The following is a 25,111-nucleotide window of genomic DNA, read 5'->3' on the forward strand; positions in this document are numbered from 1 at the left end:
TCCGTCGCGCCTCGAATACGGTCACGTGGCACGATGACCCAGTGAGCAGCCCCAAACACGAGCGCACCAGCCCCGACGGCGTGGGGGCCGTGCCGTACCTGCCCCTGTCCAGCGACGAGGAAGCCGCGGCGAGCGAGCAGTCCATCGGCAAGCTCGTCGGCGACGCCACCCAGCACCTGTCGACGCTGGTCCGCGCCGAAATCGAGCTGGCGAAAGCCGAGCTGGCGCAGGAAGCGAAGAAGGCGCTCAAGGGGACGGTCTTCTTCCTGATCGCCCTCACCGTCTTTCTGTACAGCACCTTCTTCCTGTTCCTGCTGATCGCCGAGGGTCTGTCGGACTGGTGGGGCATCCGCTGGCCCGCGTTCGCGACGGTGTTCGGCCTGATGCTGGTCACCGTGGGCGCGACCGCGTTCCTCGGCTGGCGCAAGGTGAAGAAGCTGCGCGCGCCGGAACGCACGATCAGCAGCGTCAAGGAGACGGCCGATGCGTTCAAGCGCAAGCCGGTCGAAGACGACGACCTGCCCTCGACGCAGGGCTGACGCCAGCCCGCGCGCCGGTGGTGGAGCTGACGCCGGACCCGTCGAGCGTGCGGGTCGACGGGCCGTGGACGCATCGCGACGTCTCGGCCAACGGCATCCGCCTGCACGTAGCCGAATGCGGCGAGGGCCCGTTAGTGCTGCTCCTGCACGGGTTCGCGGGTTTCTGGTGGACCTGGCGACACCAGCTGCCCGCACTGGCCGACGCCGGTTTCCGCGCGGTAGCGGTAGATCTGCGCGGCTACGGCGACTCGGACAAACCCCCGCGCGGCTATGACGCGTGGACCCTGGCAGGCGACGTAGGCGGCCTGATCAAGACCCTGGGCGCCCGCCGGGCACACCTGGTCGGCCACGCCTGGGGCGGCATGCTCGCCTGGACAGTCGCCGCCCTGCACCCGCGCCTCGTGTCGTCCGTGACCGCGATCGGCGCCGCACACCCGCTCGCGTTCAAGTCCGCGGTGAAGCGCGCCAGCAGCCAGATCCGCGCGGCAGGCCACCTTTTTCGCTTCCAGGTCCCGATGGCCCCGGAAAAATGGCTGGTCCGCGACAACGCGGCGGCAGTGGAAGAATTGTTCGCCAAGTGGTCCGGCGAGACCTGGCGGTCCTCTTCGGACTTCGCCGAGACGATGCCGCCGTTCCGCCAAGCCATGCTGGTCCCAGGCGTCGCCCACTCCGCACTGGAGTACTACCGCTGGGCCTTCCGCGCCCAGTTCCGAGGCGAAGGCCGACGCTTCACCGACGCAGTCAACGCCCGCATCACCGCCCCCGTACTGCAGTTGCACGGCGCGGACGACACCTGCATCCTCCCGGAAACCGCACTGGCGTCAGTCCACTGGGCAGGCCCCCACAGCGAACCAAAACTCTGGCCAGGCATCGGCCACTTCCCCCAGCTAGAAGACCCAGACCGAGTAACAAAGTCCGTTGTGGACTTCATCCAAGGTACGTGAAGGGAACCCTCACGTAACCAGATTCCCTCAGGGTTCCCCTCACGGCCCACGACGGTCCGTGAGGGGCCCCTTCACGGACTTGGATTCCCTCAAGGAGCCCTTCACGGACCACCCCGCTGCCTCCAGCGATGCCCCACCCGCAAACCGCAGCCAGCGCACCCGCTACGAGCGGTCCAGCCGCAACCGGTGCACCCAACGAGCGAGGCACCCACACCTCCCCCGCACCCCGATACGAAGCTCATCTGCGGTCGGTGGGTGCTTGTCAAGGCATCTTTCCCGCCTTGACAAGCACCCACCGACCGTCAGCACAATCAAGCTTCGGGGTGCCCCACGCAACCCCTCAAGGCAATGTCGCCGCCAGGCGACGAGCCGAGGCAGTGTCAACTAGCGCAAGCCCCAGTCCCCACCCGAGCAGTCTGCGACGAAGCAGCATCAACCTCACTGCGAACCTGATCCGCGGTCAACGTAAACCCGGTATCCGGATCCTCCACCGCAGCCCCGAAAACCACGCCAATAACGTCCCCATCAGGCGTAATCATCGGCCCGCCAGAGTTCCCACTCCGCACCGTCCCCCGAACCGTAAACACATCCCGCTGCACAGTACGAGAGTCATAAATATCCGGCCCACGCAAGTTAATCCGCCCCCGAACCCGAGCCGGAGTAGCCGTATAGGGCCCATCCAACGGATACCCCAACACCACAGCATTATCCCCAGCCCGAGCAGTCTGCGGCGCAAACGGCAACACCGGCGCCTTCAACCCAGGCACCGCCAACACCGCAATATCAACCTCCGGATTGAAGTAAACAACCCGAGCCCGATAATCCCCCGAAGTCGACTCAATCCCGACCTCGTCAGTCCCCGCCACCACATGCGCATTGGTCATAACCCGCTGCGGCGCAACCACAAACCCACTGCCCTCAAGCGCCCGAGAACAAGAAGGCGCGTTCCCCCGAATCTTCACCACACTGGGATGCACCCGCTTAGCCACAGCGGACACATTGAGCGAAGTATCCGGCGGCGGCGTATCCGCCGAAGGCGCCTTCTCAAACGGCGACAACGCAGACGGAAACCCAGACGCGTCAAGCAACTTCCGCAGATCACTGGGAAGCCCCTGCGCCTCAGCAGGCATCAGGTCGTTGACCTCACCCAGCACGACCGACGAGTTGATCGACTTAGCCAACCCGGGAATCGCCGACACCGTAGTCAACGGATTAGCGACCAGCCAAGCGACCACGAACACCGCGGCCGCCTGCAAGATCGCACCGAGCGTCTTGTCGATGCCGGAAAGCTTGTCCGGATTGATCTTCTGCCGCAGCTTCCGCCCGACCCACACGCCGAGCGTCTCGCCGAGCACGATCAGGAACACGACCACCGCGAACGCGAAAGCCACCTTGGCGACCGGACTGTCGAAAAGGCTGATCACGAACGGCGCCAGCTTCACCCCGGCCACCGCGCCCAGCGCGACGCCCACGAGCGCGGGCAGCGCGACGATCACGCCCTGGAACGCACCGGAAACCGCGGCCATGACCGCGAGCAGCAGGACGACGACATCGACCCAGTTCACCGCGCCGTCACTCCTCGATAGAACCGTCCCGGGCCGCCGACCGGCCCTGATGTTCGGCCCACGCTACGTCAAGCTCGCGCACATCGCCGGTGTCCCACTCCCGTTCCCAGCCGCCGAGCGAGAGCAGCACGGACAGCAGACCGGCGGTGAAACCCCAGACGAACAGGCCGTCGACGGTGAACGCCGGACCTCGCCACGACGCGTCGCCGCGGCGCACGGTGAACCGGTTGGCCGGGTCGGCGAGGTCGGCCAGCGACACCCGCGCGACCGCCGCCGTCTCGGCCGGATCGACCGCGCGCACCGGCGACGGGGTGTGCCAATGCGCCAGCACCGGCGTCACCGCGAACCTCGACACCGGCACGAACAGCTCTGGCAGCACCGCGACCGGCAGGATCCCCGACGGGTCGACGCCGGTCTCCTCCTCGGCCTCGCGCAGCGCCGTGCCGACCGGGCCGTCGTCGCCGTCCTCCGCGCCGCCGCCGGGGAACGAAACCTGCCCGGCGTGCGAGCCGAGCGTGTCCGCCCGCCGCTGCAACAGGACGTCCGGACCGTCTCCGCCGGGCCGTTCGCCGAAGAGAATGAGCACCGCGGCGGCGCGGGTGAGCAGGTCTTCCGGCGGGCTGAACCGGGTGAACGTGCGGCTGTCGACCTCGCCGGACACCTTCACCAGCGGCCGCAGCCATTCCGGCACGGCTTCGGGTTCGACGAGCGGTCCGGTGGTCATGAGTAGTCCTTCACAGCAGCGCGCACCTGGTCAGTGTTGTCGAACACCCGCGGGTTCGCGATGAACCGGACCTGGCCGTCCGCGGTGACCAGGTACGACGCGGGCAGCGACGAGGGCACCTTGAGCGCGGTGCGGATGGGACCGGTCTGGCCGTCGCCGTCGTAGAGCGACGGCAGGTGCACGCCGAGTCGCTGGAACAGGCCGAGCCCGTCCGAAGCCGGGCTCGCGACCTGCACGCCGACCACGCGCACCGCACCCGGCTCGGCGGCGTACCGCTGCAGCACCGGCAGTTCGGTGCGGCACGGCTGGCACCACGACGCCCACACGTTGACCAGCACCGGACCGCCGCCGAGGACCTTGCCGACGTCCACCCTGGACCCGTCGCCGAGGCAGTCCGCCTCGATCCCGGACAGCTGGCCGACCGCCTTCGCCGCGGCGGGCGGACAAGCCTGGAGCTTCGCCGCCGCGCGCGCCGCGGTGAGGTCGCCGGACGCGGGCGGCGCGGCCGTCGAATCGCCGCCGCGCAGCGTCAGGACGGCGACCAACGCGGCCACCGCCAGCACCGCGACCCCGAGCGCCCATTTGGTGACTGCAGTCACCCGCGCGCCGCCAGCTCGAGAATGTGGTCCCTCTCCGGGCCCTTGACCAGTTTCGCGGCCACCTCGAACTCGGTGGGCCCGGTGCCGAACGACGGGCAGTCCTTGCGCAGCGGGCACGCGCCGCAGGCCGGTTTCCGTGCGTGGCACACGCGGCGGCCGTGGAAAATCACGCGGTGGGACAGCATCGTCCACTCTTTCCGCGGGATCAGCTCGCCGACCGCGTGTTCGACCTTGACCGGATCCTCTTCAGCGGTCCAGCCCCAACGCCGCACGAGGCGGCCGAAGTGAGTGTCCACTGTGATTCCCGGCACGTCGAAAGCGTTGCCGAGCACGACATTCGCGGTCTTGCGGCCGACGCCGGGCAGCGTGACGAGCTCGTCCAGTTTCTTCGGCACCTCGCCGTCGTAGCGCTCCACGAGCGCCGCGCCGAGACCCATCAGCGAATTCGCCTTCGCCCGGAAAAACCCGGTCGTGCGCAGGTATTCCTCGAGTTCGGAACGCTCGGCCCCGGCGTAATCGGCCGCGGTGCGGTACTTCGCGAACAACGCGGGCGTGACCAGGTTCACCCGCACGTCCGTGGTCTGCGCCGACAACACGACCGCGACCAGCAGTTCCAGCGGATTCGTGAAGTCCAGCTCGGCCTTCGCGTCCGGATAAACCTCGTCGAGGCAACGTTTCATCCGCCGGGCGCGTCTCACGAGAGCGAGCCGGCTTTCTTCGCGGTCCGCGCGGGGCCCGTTCGGGACAACAGGGGGCACCCCGATAGCCTACGGGCGAGTCGGACGAGCCGGTCGGGAGCATCCGCCGGTGGACGGCCGAACCGCCAGAGCACCACCTCTGCGGGCCGCGCGTCCGCCCTGAGCGAGGATCTGGAGATCCATGACCGAGTGCGTCACCGAAAACAGCGGAGCTGTGGCATGACCGTGTGGTTCGTGATCTTGGTCCCGCTGGTGATCATGTTCTTCGCGTTGTTCATGGAGCGGGTCGAGAGCAGGCTCAAGCACGTCGCGGTTCAGGAGAACGAGGTCGAGGAGTTCCTGGAGCAGGCCCAGCCCAACGAGGTCAGGGCCCTGTACGGGCACGGGATCGGCCGCGCGCTCGAGCTGTTCCGGCTCCGCAGGCTCGGCGGACGGGCAGCCAGGCTACGCGCGCGCAAGGTGCGGAGTTAGGCTGCTCAGTCGGACGTGATCGTTCCAGGCAGCCGCGCCGGGCGCGGCGAGCTGACGAGCGATCTGCCCGACACGCCCTAGACTGACGCGAAAGTGATCGGCGACACTGCCTTCGACCTGCGAAGGAAGTGATCGTTTCTCGACGAGGAGGCACCCGAGGTGGACGAAACCCTGGCCCGTGCGGGCATTTTCCAGGGTGTGGAGCCGGCAGCGGCGGAGGCGCTGGCCCAGACCTTGGAATCCGTGGAGTTCCCCCGCGGCCATGTCATCTTCAACGAGGGCGAGCCGGGCGACCGGCTGTACATCATCCAGTCCGGCAAGGTGAAGATCGGCCGCAAGTCCCCGGACGGCCGCGAGAACCTGCTGTGGATCGCCGGTCCGTCCGACATGTTCGGCGAACTGTCCATCTTCGACCCCGGCCCGCGCACGTCCGGCGCCACGACGGTCACCGAGGTCCGCGCGGTCACCATGGACCGCCCGGCGCTGCGGCAGTGGATCGCCACCCGCCCGGAGATCGCCGAGCAGCTGCTGCGCGTCGTCGCGCGCCGCCTGCGCCGCACGAACAACATGGTCGCGGAGCTGATCTTCACCGACGTCCCCGGCCGCGTGGCCCGTGCGCTGCTGCAGCTGGCGCAGCGCTTCGGCAGCCAGGAGGCGGGCCTGCTGCGGGTCACGCACGACCTGACGCAGGAAGAGATCGCCCAGTACGTCGGCGCGTCCCGCGAGACCGTCAACAAGGCGCTCGCCGACTTCGCGCACCGCGGCTGGCTGCGGCTCGAGGGCAAGAGCGTGCTGATCCTCGACCCGGAGCGGCTCGCTCGCCGCGCCCGCTGATCTTCCCCCGAGTGGGTTAATCCGCACGGGTTTTTCGAAGGCCACCTCCTACTGGGGGTGGCCTTCGTGCGTGCGTACCGGACTATCCCCCACAAGAGCGGCATTCCGCTCCGGTCCCGTGTCGCCGCCGGCTTCGGCCGGTCCGGCCGGGAAAATGACAAGGAGCCGGGCGCCACCCCCGACGTGGCGCACCGGCTCCTCGCCTGCGCACGGATCATCCCCCGACGACCCGCGCTCCCCGCCCTCCGGACCAGGCCCCGACCCATATGCCGGAGGGAGCTGGGTGCTGCAGTGCTGTCCAGCCCGTAATGGGCTGTCGTTCAACCATCACGGCCAAAACTCACGAATTCAAGGCCATTCACCCTCAAGGACGCCAAGACCGCGTCTTCGTTGCACGAGTTCACGAAGAATCCAGCTGGTGTTATCGGATCGAGACCTTTAGGTCACGCAACCGGGCTGCCACCGCCGCCGGAGCGGGCTGCTCAGCGATCTGGGCGGCCAGCGCCGCCGCGGACGCCCGGTAGGCCGGACCCGCGAGCACCGTCTGGACCGCATCGAGGATTCCGTCGCCGGAGTCGACCGCGATTCCGGCTTCCGCGGCCTGGATCTGCGCGGCGACCTCGAAATGATCAGTCGCCAACGGCAGGACCACCAGCGGCACGCCGTGCGCGAGCGCGCCTAGGACGGTCGCCGAGCCGCCGTGGCAGACCACCGCGTCGACAGCGGGCAGGAGCTGCGTCTGCGGCACGAACTGCTCGATCCGCACGTGGTCCGGCTGCTGTCCGAACCGGCCGACGTCGCCGTCCCGGCCGATCGTCGCCACGACGTTCACCGGCTCGTCGCGCAGCGCGGCCACCATTCCCTCCAGTACGCCGGGTCGCGCGTTGTGGGTGGTGCCGAGGGTGACGTAGACGGTCCGGTCGTAGGGCAGCCCGTCGAGGACTGCCGGGCGCGGACCGGGCGTCGGCGTCACGCCAGCGGGCTGGAGCGGCCAGCGCGTCGGGTACTCCCAGGCGACGTCAGGCGGGATCAATCCCGTCGGCCAGAAGTCCAGGTACGGCACGGCGTCGCGCGGCGGCAGCTGGTCGAGCCCGCGTTCGCGGACCAGACCGTTCGCGACTTCCCAGGCCCGCTCCATCGTCGCGGCGGACTTCGGCGGCCCGATCGCGTGCATCGCGTACGGCACGCCGGACAGGCACGCAGCCATCACAGCCGCGCGTTCGGCGAGGTTGGCGATGACGAGATCCGGCCGCCAGTCGCGGACGAACTCGACCATGGCGTCGAGCCGCGCAGCCGCGCCGAGCCCGACCATGTATTCGGCGACCAGGTGGGACAGCCGCTCGTCGGCGGTCATCCCGGCCATCTCCTCGCGAGCCCGCTGCCACATCGAAGCCGCGGCGGCGGGGTCGCTCGGCTGCCCCACCGACACCGCCTGCAGGCCGGTGTTTTCCAAGTACTGAACGGCTTCCGGACCGGTCACGAACGCGACCTCGTCCCCAGCGGCGCGGGCCGCCTTGGCGAGCGGAAGCATCGGCGCGAGATGGCTGTACCCAGCTCCGGAGGAGAACATCAGCCGCATCGCGCGAGCGTACTGACTTACCCGATCGGGCGTGACCAAGATGACCGGGAAATTACTGGTACCTCCGTACCAATTTCGCCATACTAGTACGCGTGTCCCAGTCTGCCCGCTCCGAAGGCCGCACCACGCTCGCCGACTACCGCGCCGCGCTGACCGCCCCTGGCTCGCGCGGCCCGGTGATCGCGTCGATCCTCGCCCGGCTCCCGATCGCGATGATCGGCATTTCCGCGCTGCTGTACGTGCAGCGCGAAACCGGTTCGTTCGCCGCCGCCGGGCTGGTCTCCGCGAGCTCGCTCGCCGGGGTCTCGGTGGGCGCGGTGGTGCAGGGCAGGCTGATCGACCGGTTCGGGCCGAGCCGTCCGCTGCTGGTCGTCGCCGCGGTGTTCGCGCTGTCGATGGCGTCGCTCGCGATCGCGATCGAGGCGCACCTGCCGACGTTCGTGCTGATCCCGCTGGCCGCCGCGACCGGGCTTTCGGAGCCGATGGTCGGCTCGGCGTCGCGGGCGCTGTGGACAAAAATCCTGCCGGAGGGACCGGCGCGCAACGCCGCGCTGTCCTATGAGGCGATCAGCATGGAGGTCTTCTTCATCCTCGGCCCCGGCATCGCGGGCCTGCTGATCACCGCGCCGTGGGCGGGCACCGGCATGGTCGTCGGCGCGATCACCATGGTCACCGGCGCGGTGCTGTTCGCGCTGAACCCGACCGTGCGCGCGTGGGGTCCGGCCCCGAAGGCGAAGACGCCGCTGCTCGGCGCGCTGGCCAGCCCCGGAATGCGGACGCTCGCGCTGGCCGCGCTCGGTTTCGGCATGGTGATCGGGTTCGTGGAGGTCGCCGTGCCCGCCGCCGCGACGGAATCCGGGCACCCCTCGCTCAGCGGTTTGCTGCTGTCCGCGTGGTCGTTGAGTTCGGTGGCGTTCGGCGTGGCCTACAGCCTGCACCCGTGGCCGCGCCGCCTGGGCCTGCGCCTGCCGATCCTGCTGGGCGGCTTCGGTGCTTTCGTTGCCCTGCTTGCGCTTCCGTCGAGCCTGTGGGCCCTGGCTCTGCTGATGCTGCTGGCCGGCGCGATGATCACTCCCCAGTCGACGACCCACTCCGCGGCCATCGAGGTCGTCGCCCCGCGCGGCACCGCGGCAGAGGCATTCGGCTGGGTCCTCACGGCGGTGACGCTGGGACTAGCGGCAGGCCAGTCAGTGAGCGGCTACCTGGTCGAACATTCCGGGACGGCTGCGGCTTTCCTAGCGGCTGGCGTGGCGGGTGTCGCACTGGCCGTGGTGGTGTGGCTGCTGCGCGGGACTGTGCGGGCTGCTTCGCCTTCGGTGGCGGATGGAGAGCTGGTCGGGGCAGCGCACTAGCCGTCTTTCAGCACTGTCCGTGTTCTCTCGACAGTAGCGCGTTTCCGCAGCTCAACGGCCTTGGTCGCGGTTATTGTCGGTGGTCGCCGCTACTTTGCGTGGCATGGATCTCACCTCCTTCGTACGGCCGCTGGCAGCGGCCGTCACCGCAGCGGCCCGGCTCCTGTCGAGGCAAGCCCGCTTGCGCTTGCGAGCGAGCGCAGACGGGTTAGTCGTGTCCGGCAACGACCGCGACCTGGCCGTCCAGCTGTCCTGCCCGGCGACCACGCATGTGGACGGCGAGGTCGTAGTGCCAGCCGCGCCGTTCGCCGAAACGGTCCGGATGCTGGACGTCGACCAGGTTCGGCTGGCCGTCGAAGGAACCCGGCTCGCGATCCGAACGGACCAGGCCCGCTTCGCCCTGCCCCTGCTGGACCGCGACCTGCTCCCCGAACCAGCACCGCCGCCCTTACTGTCCAAAGTAGACGGAACAGCCCTCGGCGAAGCTCTGCGCACCGTCGCCGGCACCGCCGCGAAGGACGATCCGCTCCCGGTATTCACCGGCGTACGCGTGCAGTCGATGGACGGCGAACTATGCCTAACGGCGTGCGACCGCTACCGAATGGCCGTGGCCCGCTTGCCGCTGCGGGAGGTTCGCGAGCCCATCGACGTCCTCGTCCCAGCCGCTTTGCTGACCGAAGCCGCCCGCCACAGCACCGGCGCGATGGGCCTGCACGCCGACCACGGTCACTTCGCGCTGAGCTGGCCAGGCGGCACTGTCACGACGGCGGTGCTTGACGCGGGCTTCCTGTCCGCAGACTCGATCCCGTCCGACGCGGTCGACACGGAAGTCGAGGTAGGCGCCGACGAACTGGCCGCAGCCATCCGCCGAGTCGGCGTCTACTCCGAGGACCGCCGAGTCCTGACCCTGGAAGTCGGCGACGCCCACCTCCGCCTGTCCAGCGCACGGCAAGACACCGGCGAGGCAGAGGAACTCCTGAAGGCAAACGTTTGCGGCGGCCGAACGTCGCCGTCCTTCCAAGCCCGGTACCTCCTGGACGCACTCGCCCCGTTCTCCGGAGAACGAATACGCCTGGCCATCCAGCCTGGGCTGCGAGCGTGCGTCCTGACTCCGGCGGATACAGAGGGACGGGAGGTGAGCTTGAGGTACTACTTGATGCCGATGCTGCGTCGATAACCGCGTTCTCGGTCGCGGCGGTTCTGGCTGCGGCCGGAACGGCAGCAAGCGGCAACGAGCTACCCGCAGACCTCGTGCCCCGCGGATCCACCGGGAGCCGGTGCGGTGCGCCCGCAGCACGGCCCGGACGAACAAGCCCGGAGAAGCGAGCCCGTGGAACGTCCGGGAACCGCCCTCAGGCAGCCGTCTCGGCGGCCACCGCGGCCTTGACCTCGTCGAAAGTCGGGTTCACCAGCGCGGTCGACCCTACGATCACCGTGGGCACCGTCTCGTTGCCGTTCGCTACCTCGCGCACTCGTTCAGCCGCGCCCGGTTCTTCCCAGATGTTGATTTCCCTTACCGGCAAACCGCTTTCCAGCAGGGGGCGGCGCAGCGCTGAGCAGAAGCCGCAGCCTGGGCGCCAGTAGAACTCGACCTCGACGTTGCTCATTGTCCGTCCTCCGAAGACGCCCGTAGATACTCCAGTTGTGCGCGCACGCTCGCCTCGGCTGGTGCCCACAGCGCGCGGTCGACGTCTGCGTAGACCACCTCGACCACTTGCCGCGGCGTTGCGTCTTCGCCGAGCGTTCGCAAGGCGGAACGCACCTGATCCAGGCGCTGTTCCCGGTGCTCCAAATACTCCCGCGCGGTGGCGGGCAGATCCGGCAGCTCCGGGCCGTGGCCGGGCAGGCCTGGGGTGCCGGCCGGGAGTGCGATCAGTTTGCGCAGCGAGCGGAGGTAATCGCCGAGGTCGTGCAGGACCGTCGTGCCTCGGCCGAGGATCGTGTCTCCGGTCAGGATCTGGCCTCCGACCAGCAGCGACACCGAATCGTCGGTGTGGCCGGGGGTGTGCAGGACGGTGAAGTCAAGGCCGCCCGCCGAGAAGGAGTCGCCGTCGGCGAACGCGGGTGCGCCGATGCAGAGGGAAGCGTCGAAGGAACGCACCGGCGCGCCGGTTTTCGAAGCGAACCAGGGGGCTCCTTCGGCGTGATCCGGGTGATGGTGGGTCAGCAGGATCAGCTCGACCGGACCGACGGCGGCAAGCTTCTCCAGGTGCTCCAGATCGTGGTAGCCGGGGTCGACGACCACGGCGGCCGCGGCGTCGCCACCGCGCAGCACCCACGTGTTGGTGCCCTCCAGGGTCATCGTCGAAGGATTGTTTTCCAGCAGCACCGACGCGGTTTCGGAAACACGGCGCAGCACGCCATAAGCGGGAGCGGTCACTCAGGACTCCGAAGTATCGAGGACAACGCGGATGTTCTCGCCGTCCCGGACCAGGGTCGGCACAGTCTTCACGATCTCGCGCGGCTCGGCGAGCACCGCATCGGCCTGCGAGAACTCGGCGAGTTCGACGAGCGTCAGCCACGTCGGCGGCATCAACGCGCGACGGCCTTCGCGCGCGTCCGCGACTGCCTCGGCGGGCGGTTGCCAGCCGGCGGCAGCGGCTTCCGAGGTCGCGCCGTCCGCGCGCTGGCCTTCAGGCAGCTTCGCGACGAAGAAGCGGGTGTCGTATCTACGCTGTTCTTGCGGCGGCGTGACCCAGTGCGCGTACGGGTGCAGCAGGTCCGCGCGCAACGTGAGACCGGCGTCGGCGAGGAAACCGGCGAGCGAGATTTCCCGTGATTCCAACGCTTTCCGCGCTTCGTGGTACGGCGTGACGTCGGCGACGACCGCGTCCTCGGTCCCGGCCAGCAGCACGCCGGACTCCTCGAACGTCTCCCGAACCGCGGCACAAACGAGAGCGCGGGCGAGGCTTTCGTCGCAGGTGAACTGCTCGGCCCACCACGACGGCGGCGGCCCGGCCCACGCCACGGAGGCGTCGGCGTCGCGCGGATCGACCCCGCCGCCAGGGAACACCGTCATCCCGCCGGCGAACGCCATGCCCATGACGCGGTGCTGGAGGAAGACCTCCACGCCGTCCGAAACGTCCCGCAGCAGGATCACCGTGGCGGCGTCCTTCGGGGTCGCCGGCGGGCCATCCGCGTTGTCCCGGATCGCGATGCCGGGACGGGCGGGGATGTCGAAAACGAATTCACGCGGCCGTTCCACCCGGGCAACATACCTCGCAATCCGTACGCGTCGCGGATTACTTGTGTCACCTCGCGGCAGGAACCCGCACGGACTCGGAGTCGCTCAGGGCGGACTTCCCGAACCGCAACCCGAGCCAGCCCAGAACCGCCGTCGCGCGCGTCCGGTCGGCCGAAAGCCGTGAAGGGCTCCTTGCGGGAATCTGCTTCCCTCAAGGAGCCCTTCACGGAACAACAAGGGGCTCAGGACCAGTGCTGGTCCCCGCCGGAACGGGACGCGCCGTTGAGCCGCAATCGGGCAGCCTCGGCACGCTCGCGCTCAGCCAGTTCCTCGTGCAGCTCGCGCAGCAGCGCGCGGTCGCGTTCGGACAGGCTCGGATCGTCCAGATCCAGCGCGGGCAGCTCGACCACCTCGTGCATGCTCGGCTTGCCCGCGGCGATCTCGCGGCCCTTCTCCGGGTCCTCGGCCAGCGCGCGCCGCAGCTGCGCCACCTCGGACGGAGTCAGGTCCGACGTGCGCTCGGCACGCGTCTCCGACCCGGCCGTCCTCGGCCGCTCCGAAGACGCGGCGGGCTCGGCCGCCGGCTCCGGCATCGAAACCGGCTGTGCGGGCACGGCCTGCACGATCGGCACCACCGGCGCGACCGGCACCACCGGCTCGGCGGCGGCTACCGGTTCCGGTTCGGGCTGACGGTGCCCGTGCCGGCTCGGCGCTTCCGAGACCGGTTCGGGGACCGGAGCCGAAGCGGGCGCCGGGGCGCTGCGCTGCGGCGTCGGTTCCGGCCGGTAGTCCGGGGCCGAATGCGTGCTGCCGGTGACCCACACCGGGCTCGCGACGGCACCCGCGGCCTGGTGGTAATCCGACTGCGGGATCCCCGGACCGCTCACCTCCACGACCGAGCGGATGCCAGCCCGGCGCAGCGCGGTGTCGACCCGGAACGCGACCGCGGGCGGGTTGCCCTCGGGGCCGAGTTCGACCAGCACGACCCGCTGCGGCAGCGCGCCCGGCACGCTGCCCGCCGGCGTGTTGCGCCACACCGCGTGCACGGAACGCACGTCGGGCAGCACCTGCAAGGTCCGGTCGAGCGCCTCGGCGAGACCGAACTCCGGCTGGTTGTCGCCCGTGAACCGGTGCGTGTGCATCGGCTCGTGGTCGGTGACCAGCAGGTCGTTCGCGAGCGTCGCGTCCGACCGGCTCATCTCGAGCACCAGCGCCAGCTCGCGCTGTTCGGCCTCGCTCACCGCGATCCGGCCCGCGATCAACGTGCCGGTGGTGAGTTCCACCGCCTCGTCGATGTGGGCACGGGCGATCAGTTCCCGCGCTTCGGTGAGCGCGCTGTCGTCGATGCGGCCCGCCAGGGCCAGCAACAAGTTATGCAGGCGCAGGGGCACCGAGAACCCGTCCATCGGGCCGTCGTGAACCTCCACCATGGCTCTGCTCCTCCCAGCTCGCCTGGCGGCAACGAGCGTTAAGCGGCGACAAGTCGATGACCGGCGCCCGCGGCGCCTACGCAGACCAGCTCGGACTCGGCGAGCGCGGCCCGGTGGTACCCGGGAAGGTCGAAGCGCGGCGGGATGACCTCGACACTCGGTTCCTCGTCCCCCATGACCCGCAGCACCCGCTGCAGTTCACCGGTGAGCCGGGGCTGACCCGCGGTCGCCGTCACCAGCAGGACTCGCTTCGCCCCGCCCTCGCCGGAAGCGCCGAGGCGCCGCCAGCTCTGCCGTACTTCCCCCACATCCGCGCGTCCACGCAACGTCGCGTGGAGCAAGACGGACACAGAGTCGACGGAGTTCACCCATTCGGGCGCACTCTGCGTGAATGTGTACCTGGTCTCGGTGACGTCGTCTACCCCCAGGGTGGAACTCACCTGGTGCCAGTCGGCGCCGTGCGGGATCAGACCGGCCACGAGCAGGCGGTACTCCGCCTGGTCCAAATCGATCCTGTGCTTGAGCAAAGACCTCGGCAGGGTCCGCGCGAGCGTCCCCATCGCGCCTTCGCCGAGCCAGTCGCGGAACCGCCACAACAGCTGGTCCGGCGTGCGGCCGGCGAGCCGCAGCAGCAGTTCGTGCAGGGACTGTTCGATGTCAGGATCCATCACTTCACCTCCACGATCAGTTCGACTTCCACCGGCGACGCGATCGGAAGCTCCGCGACGCCGACGGCCGAACGAGCGTGCACCCCGGCGTCGCCGAAGATCTCGCCGAGCAGTTCGGACGCGCCGTTCACGACCGCGGGCTGGCCGGTGAAGCCTTCCGCGGAGGCGACGAAACCGACCACCTTGACAATCCGGACAACAGAGTCGATGCCGACGAGGGCGTGCACCGCGGCGAGCGCGTTCAGCGTCGCCGTGCGGGCGTGGCCCTTGGCTTCCTCCGGGCTGACCTCGCCGCCGACCTTCCCGGTCGCGGCGAGCGCGCCGTCGACGAAGGGCAGCTGGCCGGAGGTGTAGACGTGCGAGCCGGAGCGCACGGCCGGCACATACGCGGCCAGCGGTGCGGCGACTCCGGGCAGTTCGATGCCGAGCTCGGCGAGCCGGTCGCTCCAGGTCAACGCCGCCCCCTCAGCTCTTCGGCCGCTTCAGGTACGCGACGTGCTGTTCGCCGCTCGGGTTGGGCAGCACGGTCACCAGCTCCCAGCCGTCCTCGCCCCACTGGTCGAGGATCTGCTTCGTAGCGTGGATCAGCAGCGGGACGGTGGCGTACTCCCATTTGGTCGCACTCATGACTCGGGAGCGTAACCAAGCGGGCAAGGCCCCTCCGGACCGCCGCCGCCGAAAGCCCGTCACCCGTCCAGGGGAGCGCCTGGTAGGCCGGGTGAGTGTGGGTCAGTTCACATCCGAACGTCGCTCGCTAGCGTGGGCGCGTGGAGACCTGGCGGATCGTCGCGACCGTGCTGCTCGCCGTGGCCGGGGTGCCGCTCGCGCTGGCCGTGATGGCCAAAACGCGGGACCGGGTGAACGATTCGGGCCAGGTGGCGATCGCCGGGGCGGTCACCCTCACCGGGCTGATCGTGGTGGCAGTGCTCACGCTGACCGTGCTGCCCGGCGTGGTGACCTGGATCGTCGTCGCGGCGGTCGCCGCTGCGGTCAGCGTCATGATGCTGGCCAGCTGAGCACCGGTTTAGTGTTGAGGATGTGACCACACCCTCCGCCGGCTGGACCGACGAGCTCGCCAGGGCCCGGCTGCACTTCGTCACCGGCAAGGGCGGAACCGGCAAGACCACGCTCGCCGCGGCGCTGGGTCTCGCACTCGCCCGCAATGGCCGCCGGGTGCTCTTGATCGAGGTCGAGGGACGGCAAGGCATCGCACAGCTTTTCGACACCGAACCGCTGCCGTACGCGGAACAGCGGATCGCGTCGGTCCCGGGCGGCGGCGAACTGCGCGCGCTGCACATCGACGTCGAAGCGGCGCTGCTCGAGTACTTCGAGATGTTCTACAACCTCGGTTTCGCCGGGCGGACGCTGCGCCGGATGGGGGCGATCGAGTTCGCCACCACGCTCGCGCCGGGCCTTCGCGACGTCCTGCTCACCGGGAAGATCAAGGAATGCGTCGGGCGCACCGAATCCGACGGGCGCCACACCTACGACGCGGTCGTGGTCGACGCGCCGCCGACCGGGCGCGTGGTGAAGTTCCTCGACGTCACCAAGGCCCTCACCGACCTCGCCAAGACCGGCCCGATCCGCGGCCAGGCCGACGGCGTCGTCCGGCTGCTGCATTCCGGCGAGACCGCCGTGCACCTCACCACGCTGCTGGAGGAGATGCCGGTGCGCGAGACCGTCGAAGCGGTGGCCGAGCTCGACGGGGCCGATCTGCGGCCGGGCGCCGTGCTCGTGAACCGGGTCCGTCCGCCGCGGCTGCCCGCGCGTTCGGTGACCGCGGCCGCCGACGGCCGGGTGGACGCCGACCGGGTGCGCTCCGGCCTCGCCTCGGCCGGGCTGAACCTGCCGGAGGCGACGCTCGACGCGCTCGTGGAGGAAACCGTGGAGCACGCCGTCCGGGTCGCCGCCGAGCAACGGGCCCGCGAACAGCTCGCCGAGGCCGATCTGCCGACGCTGGAGCTGCCGGACCTCACCGACGGCGTCGACGTCGCCGCGCTCTACGAACTCGCCGAAACGCTGCAGGAACAGGGGGTGCGCTGATGCCCGCCGACCCGACGCTCGACGTGGACGCCCTCCTCGACGACCCGGACAGCCGCGTGATCGTGTGCTGCGGTTCCGGCGGCGTCGGCAAGACCACCACCGCGGCGGCGCTCGCGCTGCGGGCCGCCGAACGCGGCAGGCAGACCGTGGTGCTCACGATCGACCCGGCACGCAGGCTCGCGCAGGCGCTCGGGCTGCGCGAACTGGGCAATCACCCGAAGCAGGTGCGCGTCGAGGGCTTCGAGCCCAAGGGCGAACTGTGGGCGATGATGCTCGACATGCGCCGCACGTTCGACGACATGGTGCGCGTGCACGCCGGGCCCGAGCGGGCCGAGCAGCTGCTGCAGAACCCCTTCTACCAGACCATTTCCACGTCGTTCTCCGGCACGCAGGAGTACATGGCGATGGAGAAGCTCGGCCAGCTGGCGGCGACCGACGAATGGGATCTGATCATCGTCGACACGCCGCCGAGCCGGTCCGCGCTCGACTTCCTCGACGCGCCGACCCGCCTGTCCACCGCGCTCGACGGCCGGATGATCCGGCTGCTCACCGGTCCGGCGAAGGCGGGCGGCTGGGGTCTGCGCAAGGTCGTCAGCGCCGGGTTCTCGATGTTCGCGAAGGCCGTGTCGACGATCATCGGCGGCCAGCTGCTCGCCGACGCGTCGGCGTTCATGCAGGCCTTCGACAGCATGTTCGGCGGATTCCGCGAACGCGCGCGCAAGACCGCCGAACTGCTGCGGTCCTCGGGCACGTCGTTCCTCGTGGTGGCCGCGCCGGAGCCGGACGCGCTGCGCGAGGCGTCCTACTTCGTGGAGCGGCTCGCCGGCGAATCGATGCCGCTAGCCGGGTTGGTCGCCAACCGCACGCATCCGGTGCTCGCGCCGCTGTCCGCGACCGAAGCGCTGACCGCCGCGGAGTCGGTGCAGAACGCACCGCTCGCCGAGGCCGTGCTGCGGCTGCACGCCGACCGCGTCGCGCTGGCCGAACGCGAGAACCGGCTGCTGGCGCGCTTCACCCGCGCGCATCCGGAAGTGCCGCTGACCCGGGTGCCCGCGCTCGCCGGTGACGTGCACGACCTCGAGGGCCTGCGCGACATCGGAGCAAAGCTGACGTCGTGAGCGGCTGTGCGCGAAACACAGCCGCTCACGAGCAGGTTCAGCCCGCCGCGGCGGCCAGCGCGTCCCGCTTGGCCGCTTCGAGCAGGTCGGTCCAGCTGGTCACGTCCGGACGACGGCGCAGCAGGGCGCGCCGCTCCCGTTCCGTCATCCCGCCCCAGACCCCGAAATTGATCCGGCCGTCGAGTGCCTCGGCGAGGCATTCGGTGCGGACCGGGCACCCCATGCACACGGCTTTCGCCCTGTTCTGTTCGGCGCCTCGCACGAACAACCCGTCGGGATCAGCGTCCCGGCACGAGGCATCGACCCGCCAGCCAACCTGATTGGTTTGCATACCCCCAGCTCCCTCATCTGGTGTATGGCACCAGCGAAGGCGAAGCTCCCGCTCCCACCCCCGCGAGCGTTTCCCACTGCGCCGCACGTCGGTGACGGCACCTCCCCGGTGCCGCTGCCGCCGTCCGGACCAGCCAGGCTCCCACCCGGGCTGCTCCGTCTGTCGGCATCTACGTGAGACGTTGACGGACTGTAGGGTCCCTCGGTTCCCTCCGTCGAGACCTAGCATGCATTCCGTTACCAAAGGTCACGACACGGGGGCCCGTTAATGATCGCTCGCGGGGCGCGCGGGCGTGAGGTCACGAAGGCGACACGGGGCTTCAGTACCCTGGCTTTCGTGCGCAAAACGGATGGTCTTTTCAAGCTCCTCGGCCTGTGCCTGCTGGCAGGGGTGCTGGTCGCCGGGATCATGTTCCCGGTGGTGGGCGCCGCGGGGGTCGTGTCCAACCAGGCGAGCGAAACGGTCGACAAGACGTCGTCCGACCTCGCCGACATCCCGCCGCCGCTGGTGACGACTATCACCGACTCCGGCGGCAAGCCGATCGCGACGCTGTACAAGCAGTACCGGATCCCGGTCCGCCCGGACCAGATCAACCCGGCGCTGAAGTGGGCGCTGCTGTCGGCCGAGGACAAGGCGTTCTACGAGCACCACGGGGTGAACTGGGGACGGACGCTGCGCGCCGCCGTCTCCAACACCGCGGGCGGGGACACGCAGGGCGCCTCGACGATCACGCAGCAGTACGTCAAGAACTACCTGATCAACGTCGTCTACCGCGGCGACAAGAACGGGCAGGCGAAGGCGCAGGAACAGTCGCTCTCGCGCAAGCTCAAGGAAGCCCGGATCGCGATCAACCTCGAGACCAAGCTCTCGAAGGACCAGATCCTCGCGGGTTACCTCAACATCGTCGAGTTCTCCCGGCAGATCTACGGCATCGGAGCGGCAGCGCACGCCTACTTCAACACCACGCCGGAGAACCTGACCGTCCCGCAGGCCGCGCTGCTCGCGGGCATCGTGAACAACCCGATCGTCCTCGACCCGTGGAACCACCCGGACAAGGCGACCAAGCGGCGCAACCTGGTGCTGGACCGGATGGTCAGCAACCAGAAACTGGCGAAGGCGGACGCGGACAAGTTCAAGGCGGAACCGCTCGGCATCGTGCCGGACACCCCGCAGAAGCCCGCGTCGAACTGCACCGGAGCCGGTCCGGAGAACGGGTTCTTCTGCCAGTACGTCCAGGACTACCTGCTCAAGTCCGGGATGACCGAGGACCAGCTGTACACCGGCGGGTACACGATCAAGACCACGCTGGACGAGAAGGCCAATCACGAGGCGAAGGTCTCGGCCGAAACCCAGGTGAGCAAAACCCAGAAGAACGTCGCGAACACGCTTTCGCTGATCCGGCCCGGCAAGGACCGGCACGAAGTGGTGGCGCTCGCGGCGAACCGGGACTACGGGATCGACGCGGATCAAGGGCAGACCACCTACGCGCTCCCGTCCGGCGTGTTCAACACCGGCGGCGCGGGGTCGAGCTACAAGATCTTCACCACCGCGGCCGTGCTGAACCAGCACATCGCGGGGATCTACAGCAACATCCCGGTCGGCAACAGCTACGTCTCGCACGTCTTCACCGGTGGCGGCAACCACTGCCCGGCGACCGGTCCGCCGCTGAACTCGCGCTGGTACTGCGTGGGCAACGCCGGCAACTACGGCGAGTCGACCTCGCTGCAGAACGCGCTGGCGACCTCGCCGAACACCGCGTTCGTGGCGCTGGAGGACAAGATCGGCAGCACCGGACCGGGCATCGACATGGCGGTCAAGCTGGGCATGCGCGAGACGATGGCGAGCAACCCCGGCGGTGGAAAGGTCGACCCGAAGTCGAACGACTCGGGCAAGAACCAGAGCCAGGCCCAGGCTTACGGCCCCAAGCCGAACTATCCGGGCACGGGTGCGTTCACGCTCGGCTTCAGCCCCACGAGCGGCCTGGAACTGGCGAACGTCGCCGCGACCATCCTGAGCGGCGGCAAATGGTGCCCGCCGACCCCGCTGGCGGCGGTGACCGACCGCGACGGCAAGCCGGTGCCGATCAAGGAAGCTCCGTGCGAGCAGGTCGTGCCCGAAGGCCTCGCGAACACCATGGCGGTCGGGATGAGCAAGGACGACCAACCCGGTGGCACGTCCGCCAAGGCGGCCGAGGGCGTCGGCTGGAACCGGCCGCTGGTCGGCAAGACGGGGACGACCCAGAACAACGGCTCGGCGACCTTCGTGGCGGGCACGCCGCAGATGGCCGGTGCGGCGATGGTGTTCCGTCCGGAAGGCGGCAGCGGCGGCCTTTGCTACAACGGCGTCGGCAACGTGAGCACTTGCGGCACGGGCAACATGTTCGGTGGCAAGACGCCCGCGCAGACGTGGTTCGGCGCGATGAAGAACATCATGGAGGGCCAGCCGGTCGTGCCGTTGCCGCCGGAGGATCCGGCGTATACCAACTGAATCCGGTGAAAACGGGGCGGGAGACGCGATCTCCCGCCCCGTTTCGCTTGTCCGGGCTTAACCGTCGTCGCCCGACTGGTCCAGTCCATCTCGAGCCCACGACGCCCGGTTGCCGTTCCCGTCGACGAACTCATCCCGGACGGCGGCGCCAGGTGAAACGGGAGGTCAAGCTCAACGACGGAGCCGGGGCCACCCCTCCGGATGGCCGAACACGTATCCTCGAACATGTGAGCACGCTCGGTAACGCCAGTCCGCCCGGGGGCACCGCGAAGCGGTTTGCCGTAGGGACCATCGCCCTCGGGGCCGCCACTCTCGGTTACGCCGTCGGCATCGAACGCCGTCGCTACACCCTGCGGACCGCCGAGTTGCCCGTGCTCGCGCCCGGTACGCCGCCGTTCACCATCCTGCACGTCTCCGACCTGCACATGCTCCCCGGTCACCAGGCCAAGCAACGCTGGGTCGCCGCGCTCGACGAGCTCGAACCGGACCTCGTCGTCAACACCGGTGACAACCTCTCCCACCGCACCGCGGTCCCCTCCGTGCTCCGCGCGCTCGGCCCGCTGCTGGACCGGCCGGGGCTGTTCGTCTTCGGCAGCAACGACTACTACGCGCCCAAGCCCAAGAACCCCGCGCGCTACCTCATGCCGCGCGGCAAAAAGAAGCGCATTCACGGCACCCAGCTGCCCTGGCGCGACCTCCGCGCCGCCTTCGTCGAACACGGCTGGGTCGACCTCACGCACGTCCGCCGTACGGTCGACGTCGGCGGCCGCGCCGTCTTCGCCGCCGGCGTCGACGACCCGCACCTCCACCGCGACCGGTACTCCGACATCGCCGGACCCGCCGACACCACCGCGGCCGTCCGCATCGGCGTCACGCACTCCCCGGAGCCGCGCGTCCTCGACACCTTCGCCACCGACGGCTACGACCTCGTCCTCGCCGGCCACACCCACGGCGGGCAACTCCGCATCCCCGGCTACGGCGCGATCATCACCAACTGCGAACTCGACCGCAGCCGCGCCCGCGGCGCCTCCCGCTGGGGCGCCCGGATGTGGCTGCACGTCTCCGCCGGACTCGGTACCTCCCCCTACGCCCCCGCCCGCTTCGCCTGCCCGCCCGAAGCGAGCCTGTTGACGCTGGTCCCGCGCGGATCCGGGGCCTCCGACCCCCGCAAACCAGCCCCGCGTAAAGCCGCGAAACCCGTCCGCTAGACTTACTCTCGACCCGCTAAGCAGTACCTCGGGGTGTGGCGCAGCTTGGTAGCGTGCCTCGTTCGGGTCGAGGAGGTCGTGGGTTCAAATCCCGCCACCCCGACGCATGAAGGCCGGGTAGTCACGAGATCGCGACTACCCGGCCTTCATAGTTTCGCCGCCTTCCCTGGTTCGCCCGATGACCGGCAGTGGCCTTGCCCGTCCCGAGCTCCTGGCGCGTACCCCAGGTCCGGTGTTCGTCCATGATCGCCCGCTCCCCGTGCCGATCGCGAAGTCACGATCCGGGCGTACTCGGAAAGCAATTGCCTTTCTGAGGCAGTGCGAAAATGCGCGGCTCAATTTATCGGCCACGGTATCGTGCCGAAATGCCAGACGACAGCCGGAACTTCCGGACCGCGAGAACGGTAATCCTGGTTCTCGGGCTGGCGCTGATCACATGGGGAATCGCCGCGGTGTGCGGGCTTCTCTTCGTTCTCGCGTTGAGCCGCGGCGGTCAAGGCTGGGTCAACGCGGGCGCGGCGTTCGCCATGTTCGCGACAGGCGCGGTCTGGACCATGCTGGCCGGAGGATTCGCGGTCTTGCTGTCTCGGCGGATGTACAGCCGGACGCTCTGGCCTGCCGGGCTGTTTTGCGTTGCGCTCGGCGCGGTACCCGTCGTTCTCGCGGCAGCGGGTGTGTTCAGCACGTAGCGGTCAACTCTTGCCAGCACTGCTGAAAGTCCCCCACGGCGGCCGTTCTTGCCCAGGACCAGGCGGAACGAGCCGCGGAGGTCAGTTGGTCGCGCTCGTTCGCGCCGGATTCCGACAGGGCGACGGCCAGCCGGGATTCCATGCAGGCGGCCAAGGATCGGTAGGACAGGTCTTCCCGGAAACGGGCGCGTTCGACGATGTCGGTGAATCCGGCGTCGGCGACGTGGGCGGCGATAGCGCGTCCCGCGAAAGGGTCGCCGCCCGCGCGGCGGCGCACGAGGTAGTAGCCGCGCAGTGCGGCGTCCACGTTTGCTGTTCTGGGCCGGATTTTCGCGCGGCTCCAGTCCGGTGCGGCCAACGCCAGCCTGCCTCCAGGGCGCAGGATGCGGCGAATTTCGGTCAGAGCCGCGTGCGGGTCGGACAGATGCTCGAAGAGCGAATGAGCGAACACCACGTCGATCGATGAAGCCGCAAAGGGAAGTGCGTAGACCGCACCGGCCACATAGTCCGCTGTGGACGGCAAAGCCGGTTCCGGGGGACAGACGTCGACGCAGACCACCCGCACGGCCGGGGTCAGGGCACTGAGAAGCGAGCCTTGGCCGCAGCCCAGGTCCAGGACTCGTGCGCCTGGGGTGAAGAGTGATCGGGCGAACGCGGCGCGGTCACTCGCTGTGCGCGTGTTCATCGTCGACAGCGCGTCTTGGGCATAGCCCGGCGCGTAACCCTCCAGCACCCCGCACAGAGTACGGGTGGAAGGTGGCAGGATCGAGGGGTGAGCACGCAGTCAGGCAACCAAAATCCGCCCGCGGTGGTCCCGGACCGCCTGTTTGACGACCCCGAAGCCGAAAAGCGCTGGCTGGCGCGGTTCCACGCGCCGCGCATCTCGGTGCCCGAGTGGGCCCGCGACGCGCCTGAGGCCAACGTGTACGTCTCCAACGCCAGTGGCGTATGGGAGGTTTACGCGTGGGACCGGGCCACCGACAGTCACCGGCGCGTCACCAACCGGCCCAACGGCACCCTGCACGCGACGCCCTCGCCCGACGGAACAGCCATCTGGTGGTTCGACGACACCGACGGCGACGAGTTCGGGTCCTGGCGCACCCAGCCGTTCGACGGCGACAGTTCCGCGGCGGTCAAAGCACTGCCCGATATTCACGACGGATACCCGGCCGGTCTGGAAATCGGCCAGCGAGTGATCGCGGCCGGCGTTTCGACCGACGACGGCAGCGAACTCTTCGCGAAAATCGATGGCGTGACCGAGCGGTTTTATCAGCACGCGGACGACGCGGGGATCGCATCGATGTCGCGCGACGAAAGCCTGCTCGCCATTTCCCATTCCGAGCACGGGGATTCCCGGCACCCGGCGTTGCGCGTGCTGTCCACCGACGGGTTCGCCACCGTCGCGGAGAAGTGGGACGGCGAAGGAAAAGGCTTGCAGGCACTGGAGTTCTCGCCGCTGCCGGGCGACCAGCGCGTGCTGGTCCTGCACGAACGCCGCGGCCGCGAAGAACTGCTGGTGTGGGACGTGCAGGCGGACACCGAAACCGAACTGCTGATCGATCTGCCCGGCGAGGTCGTCGCGGACTGGTATCCGGACGCGCGCGCGTTGCTCGTCGTGCACTTCCACGAGGCGCGTAGTTCGTTGTACCGCTACGACCTCGACACCGGCGAACTGTCCGCTGTGGACACTCCGGCCGGACGGATCGGCGGCGCGGGCGTGCGGCCGGACGGGACCATCGAGTACTCGTGGTCCAGCGCCGCGGAGCCCGCAGCGGTCCGTGCCCGCGCGGCCGACGGCACCGACTCGGTCCTGCTGACGCCGCCGGGCGAGCGCGCGCCGCGTTCGTCGCCGGTCACCGACGCGTTCGTCGAGGGCGTCGGCGGCCGGATCCACGCGCTGGTTTCCCGCCCGGCGAAGGCTCCCGAAGGCCCGTTGCCGACGGTGTTCTCGCTGCACGGCGGCCCGCACGCGGCCGACGAGGACCGGTTCTCCGCCTACCGCGCGACCTGGCTGGACGCCGGATTCGCCGTGGTCGAGGTGAACTACCGCGGCTCCACCGGCTACGGCTCGGCGTGGCGCGACGCCATCGAAGGCCGCCCTGGCCTGACCGAACTGGAAGACGTCGCGGCGGTGCACGACTGGGCAGTCGAAAGTGGACTGTCCGATAAGGACAAGTGCGTCGTGAACGGCGCTTCGTGGGGCGGATACCTGACCCTGCTGGCGCTGGGCACCCAGCCGACCCGGTGGGCCGCCGGCGTCGCGGGCGTGCCGGTGGCCGACTACGTGGCCGCGTATGAGGACGAGATGGAGCAGCTGCGCTCGTTCGACCGCGCCCTGTTCGGCGGCTCCCCGGCGGACGTGCCCGCGGTGTACCGCGAATGCTCGCCGCTGACGTACGTGGACGCGGTCGCCGCCCCGGTCCTGATCCTGGCCGGCGACAACGACCCGCGTTGCCCGATCCGGCAGATCGAGAACTACCTGGACCGCCTCGCCAAGCGCGACGCACCCCACGAGTTCTACCGCTACGACGCCGGACACGGCTCGCTGGTGATCGCCGAGACGATCAAGCAGACGTCCATCGAGGTGTACTTCGCCTTGCGGGCGCTGGGAATGCGCTGACGGTTCGGGCCGCCCAGGGGCATGCCTG

Annotated in this window: 27 protein-coding genes and 1 tRNA gene; 14 read left to right on the forward strand and 14 right to left on the reverse strand. The window is 69.4% G+C overall.

Annotated elements, in window-relative coordinates; genetic code table 11:
* Positions 1-41 precede the first annotated feature (41 nt).
* Positions 42-539 carry a phage holin family protein gene (locus EIZ45_RS05040; RefSeq protein WP_134662044.1) on the forward strand — a complete coding sequence of 166 codons (498 nt, stop codon included), beginning with the start codon at positions 42-44 and terminating at the stop codon, positions 537-539.
* 20 nt (positions 540-559) lie between these two features.
* Positions 560-1,483 (forward strand): alpha/beta fold hydrolase, encoded by a 924-nt coding sequence (locus tag EIZ45_RS05045; protein WP_134662172.1) that lies wholly within the window; start codon positions 560-562, stop codon positions 1,481-1,483.
* Between the two features lie 380 nt (positions 1,484-1,863).
* Here the strand turns inward: EIZ45_RS05045 and EIZ45_RS05050 are convergent, their stop codons facing one another.
* Genes EIZ45_RS05050 through nth form a run of 4 tightly spaced genes read right to left on the reverse strand, consistent with a single transcriptional unit; the run spans position 1,864 to position 5,051 of the window.
* Entirely contained in the window at positions 1,864-3,048 is a 1,185-nt protein-coding gene (locus EIZ45_RS05050) for a MarP family serine protease (RefSeq protein ID WP_037808384.1), read from the reverse strand.
* 7 nt (positions 3,049-3,055) lie between these two features.
* On the reverse strand, positions 3,056-3,772 hold the full coding sequence (locus EIZ45_RS05055) for a CoA pyrophosphatase (RefSeq protein WP_037808385.1): 717 nt from the start codon (positions 3,770-3,772) through the stop codon (positions 3,056-3,058).
* Positions 3,769-4,371: a TlpA disulfide reductase family protein gene (locus tag EIZ45_RS05060; protein WP_037808386.1), complete on the reverse strand. Its 603-nt coding sequence runs from the start codon at positions 4,369-4,371 to the stop codon at positions 3,769-3,771. The genes EIZ45_RS05055 and EIZ45_RS05060 overlap by 4 nt, the downstream gene beginning before the upstream one ends.
* Positions 4,368-5,051, reverse strand: coding sequence for an endonuclease III (nth, locus tag EIZ45_RS05065; protein WP_134662173.1), 684 nt, complete (start codon positions 5,049-5,051; stop codon positions 4,368-4,370). Before nth ends, EIZ45_RS05060 begins: the two co-directional genes overlap by 4 nt.
* 237 nt (positions 5,052-5,288) lie before the next feature.
* On the opposite strand from nth, the gene EIZ45_RS05070 reads away from it, so the two are divergent.
* Both EIZ45_RS05070 and EIZ45_RS05075 read left to right on the forward strand, forming a co-directional pair.
* Positions 5,289-5,540 (forward strand): hypothetical protein, encoded by a 252-nt coding sequence (locus EIZ45_RS05070; protein WP_037369289.1) that lies wholly within the window; start codon positions 5,289-5,291, stop codon positions 5,538-5,540.
* Between the two features lie 159 nt (positions 5,541-5,699).
* Positions 5,700-6,374: a Crp/Fnr family transcriptional regulator gene (locus EIZ45_RS05075; RefSeq protein ID WP_009084463.1), complete on the forward strand. Its 675-nt coding sequence runs from the start codon at positions 5,700-5,702 to the stop codon at positions 6,372-6,374.
* Positions 6,375-6,795: 421 nt separating this feature from the next.
* Here EIZ45_RS05075 and EIZ45_RS05080 read toward each other — a convergent pair whose 3' ends face one another.
* Entirely contained in the window at positions 6,796-7,953 is a 1,158-nt protein-coding gene (locus EIZ45_RS05080) for a glycosyltransferase (RefSeq protein WP_134662045.1), read from the reverse strand.
* A 92-nt stretch (positions 7,954-8,045) separates the two neighbouring features.
* Here EIZ45_RS05080 and EIZ45_RS05085 point away from each other — a divergent pair, with 92 nt between their 5' ends.
* Both EIZ45_RS05085 and dnaN read left to right on the forward strand, forming a co-directional pair.
* Positions 8,046-9,305: an MFS transporter gene (locus tag EIZ45_RS05085; RefSeq protein ID WP_134662046.1), complete on the forward strand. Its 1,260-nt coding sequence runs from the start codon at positions 8,046-8,048 to the stop codon at positions 9,303-9,305.
* 103 nt (positions 9,306-9,408) lie between these two features.
* Positions 9,409-10,482 (forward strand): DNA polymerase III subunit beta, encoded by a 1,074-nt coding sequence (gene dnaN / locus EIZ45_RS05090; protein WP_043827086.1) that lies wholly within the window; start codon positions 9,409-9,411, stop codon positions 10,480-10,482.
* A 175-nt stretch (positions 10,483-10,657) separates the two neighbouring features.
* Here the strand turns inward: dnaN and EIZ45_RS05095 are convergent, their stop codons facing one another.
* The 7 genes from EIZ45_RS05095 to EIZ45_RS05125 form a co-directional block, all read right to left on the reverse strand.
* Complete coding sequence (locus EIZ45_RS05095; RefSeq protein WP_043827085.1) at positions 10,658-10,912, reverse strand: glutaredoxin domain-containing protein; 255 nt, start codon at positions 10,910-10,912, stop codon at positions 10,658-10,660.
* On the reverse strand, positions 10,909-11,685 hold the full coding sequence (locus EIZ45_RS05100; RefSeq protein WP_134662047.1) for an MBL fold metallo-hydrolase: 777 nt from the start codon (positions 11,683-11,685) through the stop codon (positions 10,909-10,911). The genes EIZ45_RS05095 and EIZ45_RS05100 overlap by 4 nt, the downstream gene beginning before the upstream one ends.
* Positions 11,686-12,510 carry an NUDIX domain-containing protein gene (locus EIZ45_RS05105; RefSeq protein WP_134662048.1) on the reverse strand — a complete coding sequence of 275 codons (825 nt, stop codon included), beginning with the start codon at positions 12,508-12,510 and terminating at the stop codon, positions 11,686-11,688.
* A 221-nt stretch (positions 12,511-12,731) separates the two neighbouring features.
* Positions 12,732-13,919: a hypothetical protein gene (locus EIZ45_RS05110; RefSeq protein WP_037808398.1), complete on the reverse strand. Its 1,188-nt coding sequence runs from the start codon at positions 13,917-13,919 to the stop codon at positions 12,732-12,734.
* A gap of 38 nt (positions 13,920-13,957) precedes the next feature.
* Positions 13,958-14,587 (reverse strand): hypothetical protein, encoded by a 630-nt coding sequence (locus tag EIZ45_RS05115; RefSeq protein ID WP_037808399.1) that lies wholly within the window; start codon positions 14,585-14,587, stop codon positions 13,958-13,960.
* A complete protein-coding gene (locus EIZ45_RS05120; protein ID WP_037808400.1) occupies positions 14,587-15,042 on the reverse strand; it encodes a RidA family protein in 456 nt (151 codons plus the stop codon). The genes EIZ45_RS05115 and EIZ45_RS05120 overlap by 1 nt, the downstream gene beginning before the upstream one ends.
* Before the next feature lie 10 nt (positions 15,043-15,052).
* Positions 15,053-15,214, reverse strand: a complete 162-nt coding sequence (locus tag EIZ45_RS05125) for a DUF4177 domain-containing protein (RefSeq protein ID WP_020664158.1) — start codon at positions 15,212-15,214, stop codon at positions 15,053-15,055.
* Positions 15,215-15,354: 140 nt separating this feature from the next.
* On the opposite strand from EIZ45_RS05125, the gene EIZ45_RS05130 reads away from it, so the two are divergent.
* Genes EIZ45_RS05130 through EIZ45_RS05140 form a run of 3 tightly spaced genes read left to right on the forward strand, consistent with a single transcriptional unit; the run spans position 15,355 to position 17,748 of the window.
* Entirely contained in the window at positions 15,355-15,603 is a 249-nt protein-coding gene (locus tag EIZ45_RS05130; protein WP_134662049.1) for a hypothetical protein, read from the forward strand.
* 22 nt (positions 15,604-15,625) lie between these two features.
* A complete protein-coding gene (locus tag EIZ45_RS05135; protein WP_037808405.1) occupies positions 15,626-16,630 on the forward strand; it encodes an ArsA-related P-loop ATPase in 1,005 nt (334 codons plus the stop codon).
* The gene (locus tag EIZ45_RS05140) at positions 16,630-17,748 is read left to right on the forward strand and encodes an ArsA family ATPase (RefSeq protein WP_037808406.1); all 1,119 of its coding nucleotides are present in this window, start codon (positions 16,630-16,632) and stop codon (positions 17,746-17,748) included. The genes EIZ45_RS05135 and EIZ45_RS05140 overlap by 1 nt, the downstream gene beginning before the upstream one ends.
* A gap of 37 nt (positions 17,749-17,785) precedes the next feature.
* Here the strand turns inward: EIZ45_RS05140 and EIZ45_RS05145 are convergent, their stop codons facing one another.
* Positions 17,786-18,079 (reverse strand): WhiB family transcriptional regulator, encoded by a 294-nt coding sequence (locus EIZ45_RS05145; RefSeq protein WP_020664154.1) that lies wholly within the window; start codon positions 18,077-18,079, stop codon positions 17,786-17,788.
* Between the two features lie 336 nt (positions 18,080-18,415).
* On the opposite strand from EIZ45_RS05145, the gene EIZ45_RS05150 reads away from it, so the two are divergent.
* The 4 genes from EIZ45_RS05150 to EIZ45_RS05165 all read left to right on the forward strand — a co-directional run bounded on the left by EIZ45_RS05150 (position 18,416) and on the right by EIZ45_RS05165 (position 22,463).
* The gene (locus EIZ45_RS05150) at positions 18,416-20,566 is read left to right on the forward strand and encodes a transglycosylase domain-containing protein (protein ID WP_134662050.1); all 2,151 of its coding nucleotides are present in this window, start codon (positions 18,416-18,418) and stop codon (positions 20,564-20,566) included.
* A 227-nt stretch (positions 20,567-20,793) separates the two neighbouring features.
* A complete protein-coding gene (locus EIZ45_RS05155) occupies positions 20,794-21,774 on the forward strand; it encodes a metallophosphoesterase (RefSeq protein WP_051728629.1) in 981 nt (326 codons plus the stop codon).
* Between the two features lie 29 nt (positions 21,775-21,803).
* Positions 21,804-21,877: transfer RNA gene (locus EIZ45_RS05160), tRNA-Pro, on the forward strand.
* A 262-nt stretch (positions 21,878-22,139) separates the two neighbouring features.
* Complete coding sequence (locus EIZ45_RS05165; protein WP_037808413.1) at positions 22,140-22,463, forward strand: hypothetical protein; 324 nt, start codon at positions 22,140-22,142, stop codon at positions 22,461-22,463.
* On the opposite strand, the gene EIZ45_RS05170 is transcribed toward EIZ45_RS05165, so the two are convergent.
* Positions 22,453-23,196, reverse strand: coding sequence for a methyltransferase domain-containing protein (locus tag EIZ45_RS05170; protein ID WP_134662051.1), 744 nt, complete (start codon positions 23,194-23,196; stop codon positions 22,453-22,455). The two genes, EIZ45_RS05165 and EIZ45_RS05170, sit on opposite strands and share 11 nt — an antisense overlap.
* 39 nt (positions 23,197-23,235) lie before the next feature.
* On the opposite strand from EIZ45_RS05170, the gene EIZ45_RS05175 reads away from it, so the two are divergent.
* Positions 23,236-25,083, forward strand: coding sequence for a prolyl oligopeptidase family serine peptidase (locus tag EIZ45_RS05175; protein WP_134662052.1), 1,848 nt, complete (start codon positions 23,236-23,238; stop codon positions 25,081-25,083).
* Positions 25,084-25,111 lie beyond the last annotated feature (28 nt).

It is taken from the genome of Amycolatopsis sp. CFH S0740, assembly GCF_004522315.1.
In the GTDB taxonomy this organism is placed as follows: Bacteria; Actinomycetota; Actinomycetes; order Mycobacteriales; family Pseudonocardiaceae; genus Amycolatopsis; species Amycolatopsis nivea.

Coding starts and splice junctions, on each gene's coding strand:
- EIZ45_RS05055 (WP_037808385.1), bottom strand. CDS start 3,772: ATGACCACCGGACCGCTCGTCGAACCCGAAGCCGTGCCGGAATGGCTG.
- nth (WP_134662173.1), bottom strand. CDS start 5,051: ATGAAACGTTGCCTCGACGAGGTTTATCCGGACGCGAAGGCCGAGCTG.
- EIZ45_RS05070 (WP_037369289.1), top strand. CDS start 5,289: ATGACCGTGTGGTTCGTGATCTTGGTCCCGCTGGTGATCATGTTCTTC.
- EIZ45_RS05080 (WP_134662045.1), bottom strand. CDS start 7,953: ATGCGGCTGATGTTCTCCTCCGGAGCTGGGTACAGCCATCTCGCGCCG.
- dnaN (WP_043827086.1), top strand. CDS start 9,409: ATGGATCTCACCTCCTTCGTACGGCCGCTGGCAGCGGCCGTCACCGCA.
- EIZ45_RS05095 (WP_043827085.1), bottom strand. CDS start 10,912: ATGAGCAACGTCGAGGTCGAGTTCTACTGGCGCCCAGGCTGCGGCTTC.
- EIZ45_RS05110 (WP_037808398.1), bottom strand. CDS start 13,919: ATGGTGGAGGTTCACGACGGCCCGATGGACGGGTTCTCGGTGCCCCTG.
- EIZ45_RS05115 (WP_037808399.1), bottom strand. CDS start 14,587: ATGGATCCTGACATCGAACAGTCCCTGCACGAACTGCTGCTGCGGCTC.
- EIZ45_RS05125 (WP_020664158.1), bottom strand. CDS start 15,214: ATGAGTGCGACCAAATGGGAGTACGCCACCGTCCCGCTGCTGATCCAC.
- EIZ45_RS05140 (WP_037808406.1), top strand. CDS start 16,630: ATGCCCGCCGACCCGACGCTCGACGTGGACGCCCTCCTCGACGACCCG.
- EIZ45_RS05145 (WP_020664154.1), bottom strand. CDS start 18,079: ATGCAAACCAATCAGGTTGGCTGGCGGGTCGATGCCTCGTGCCGGGAC.
- EIZ45_RS05165 (WP_037808413.1), top strand. CDS start 22,140: ATGCCAGACGACAGCCGGAACTTCCGGACCGCGAGAACGGTAATCCTG.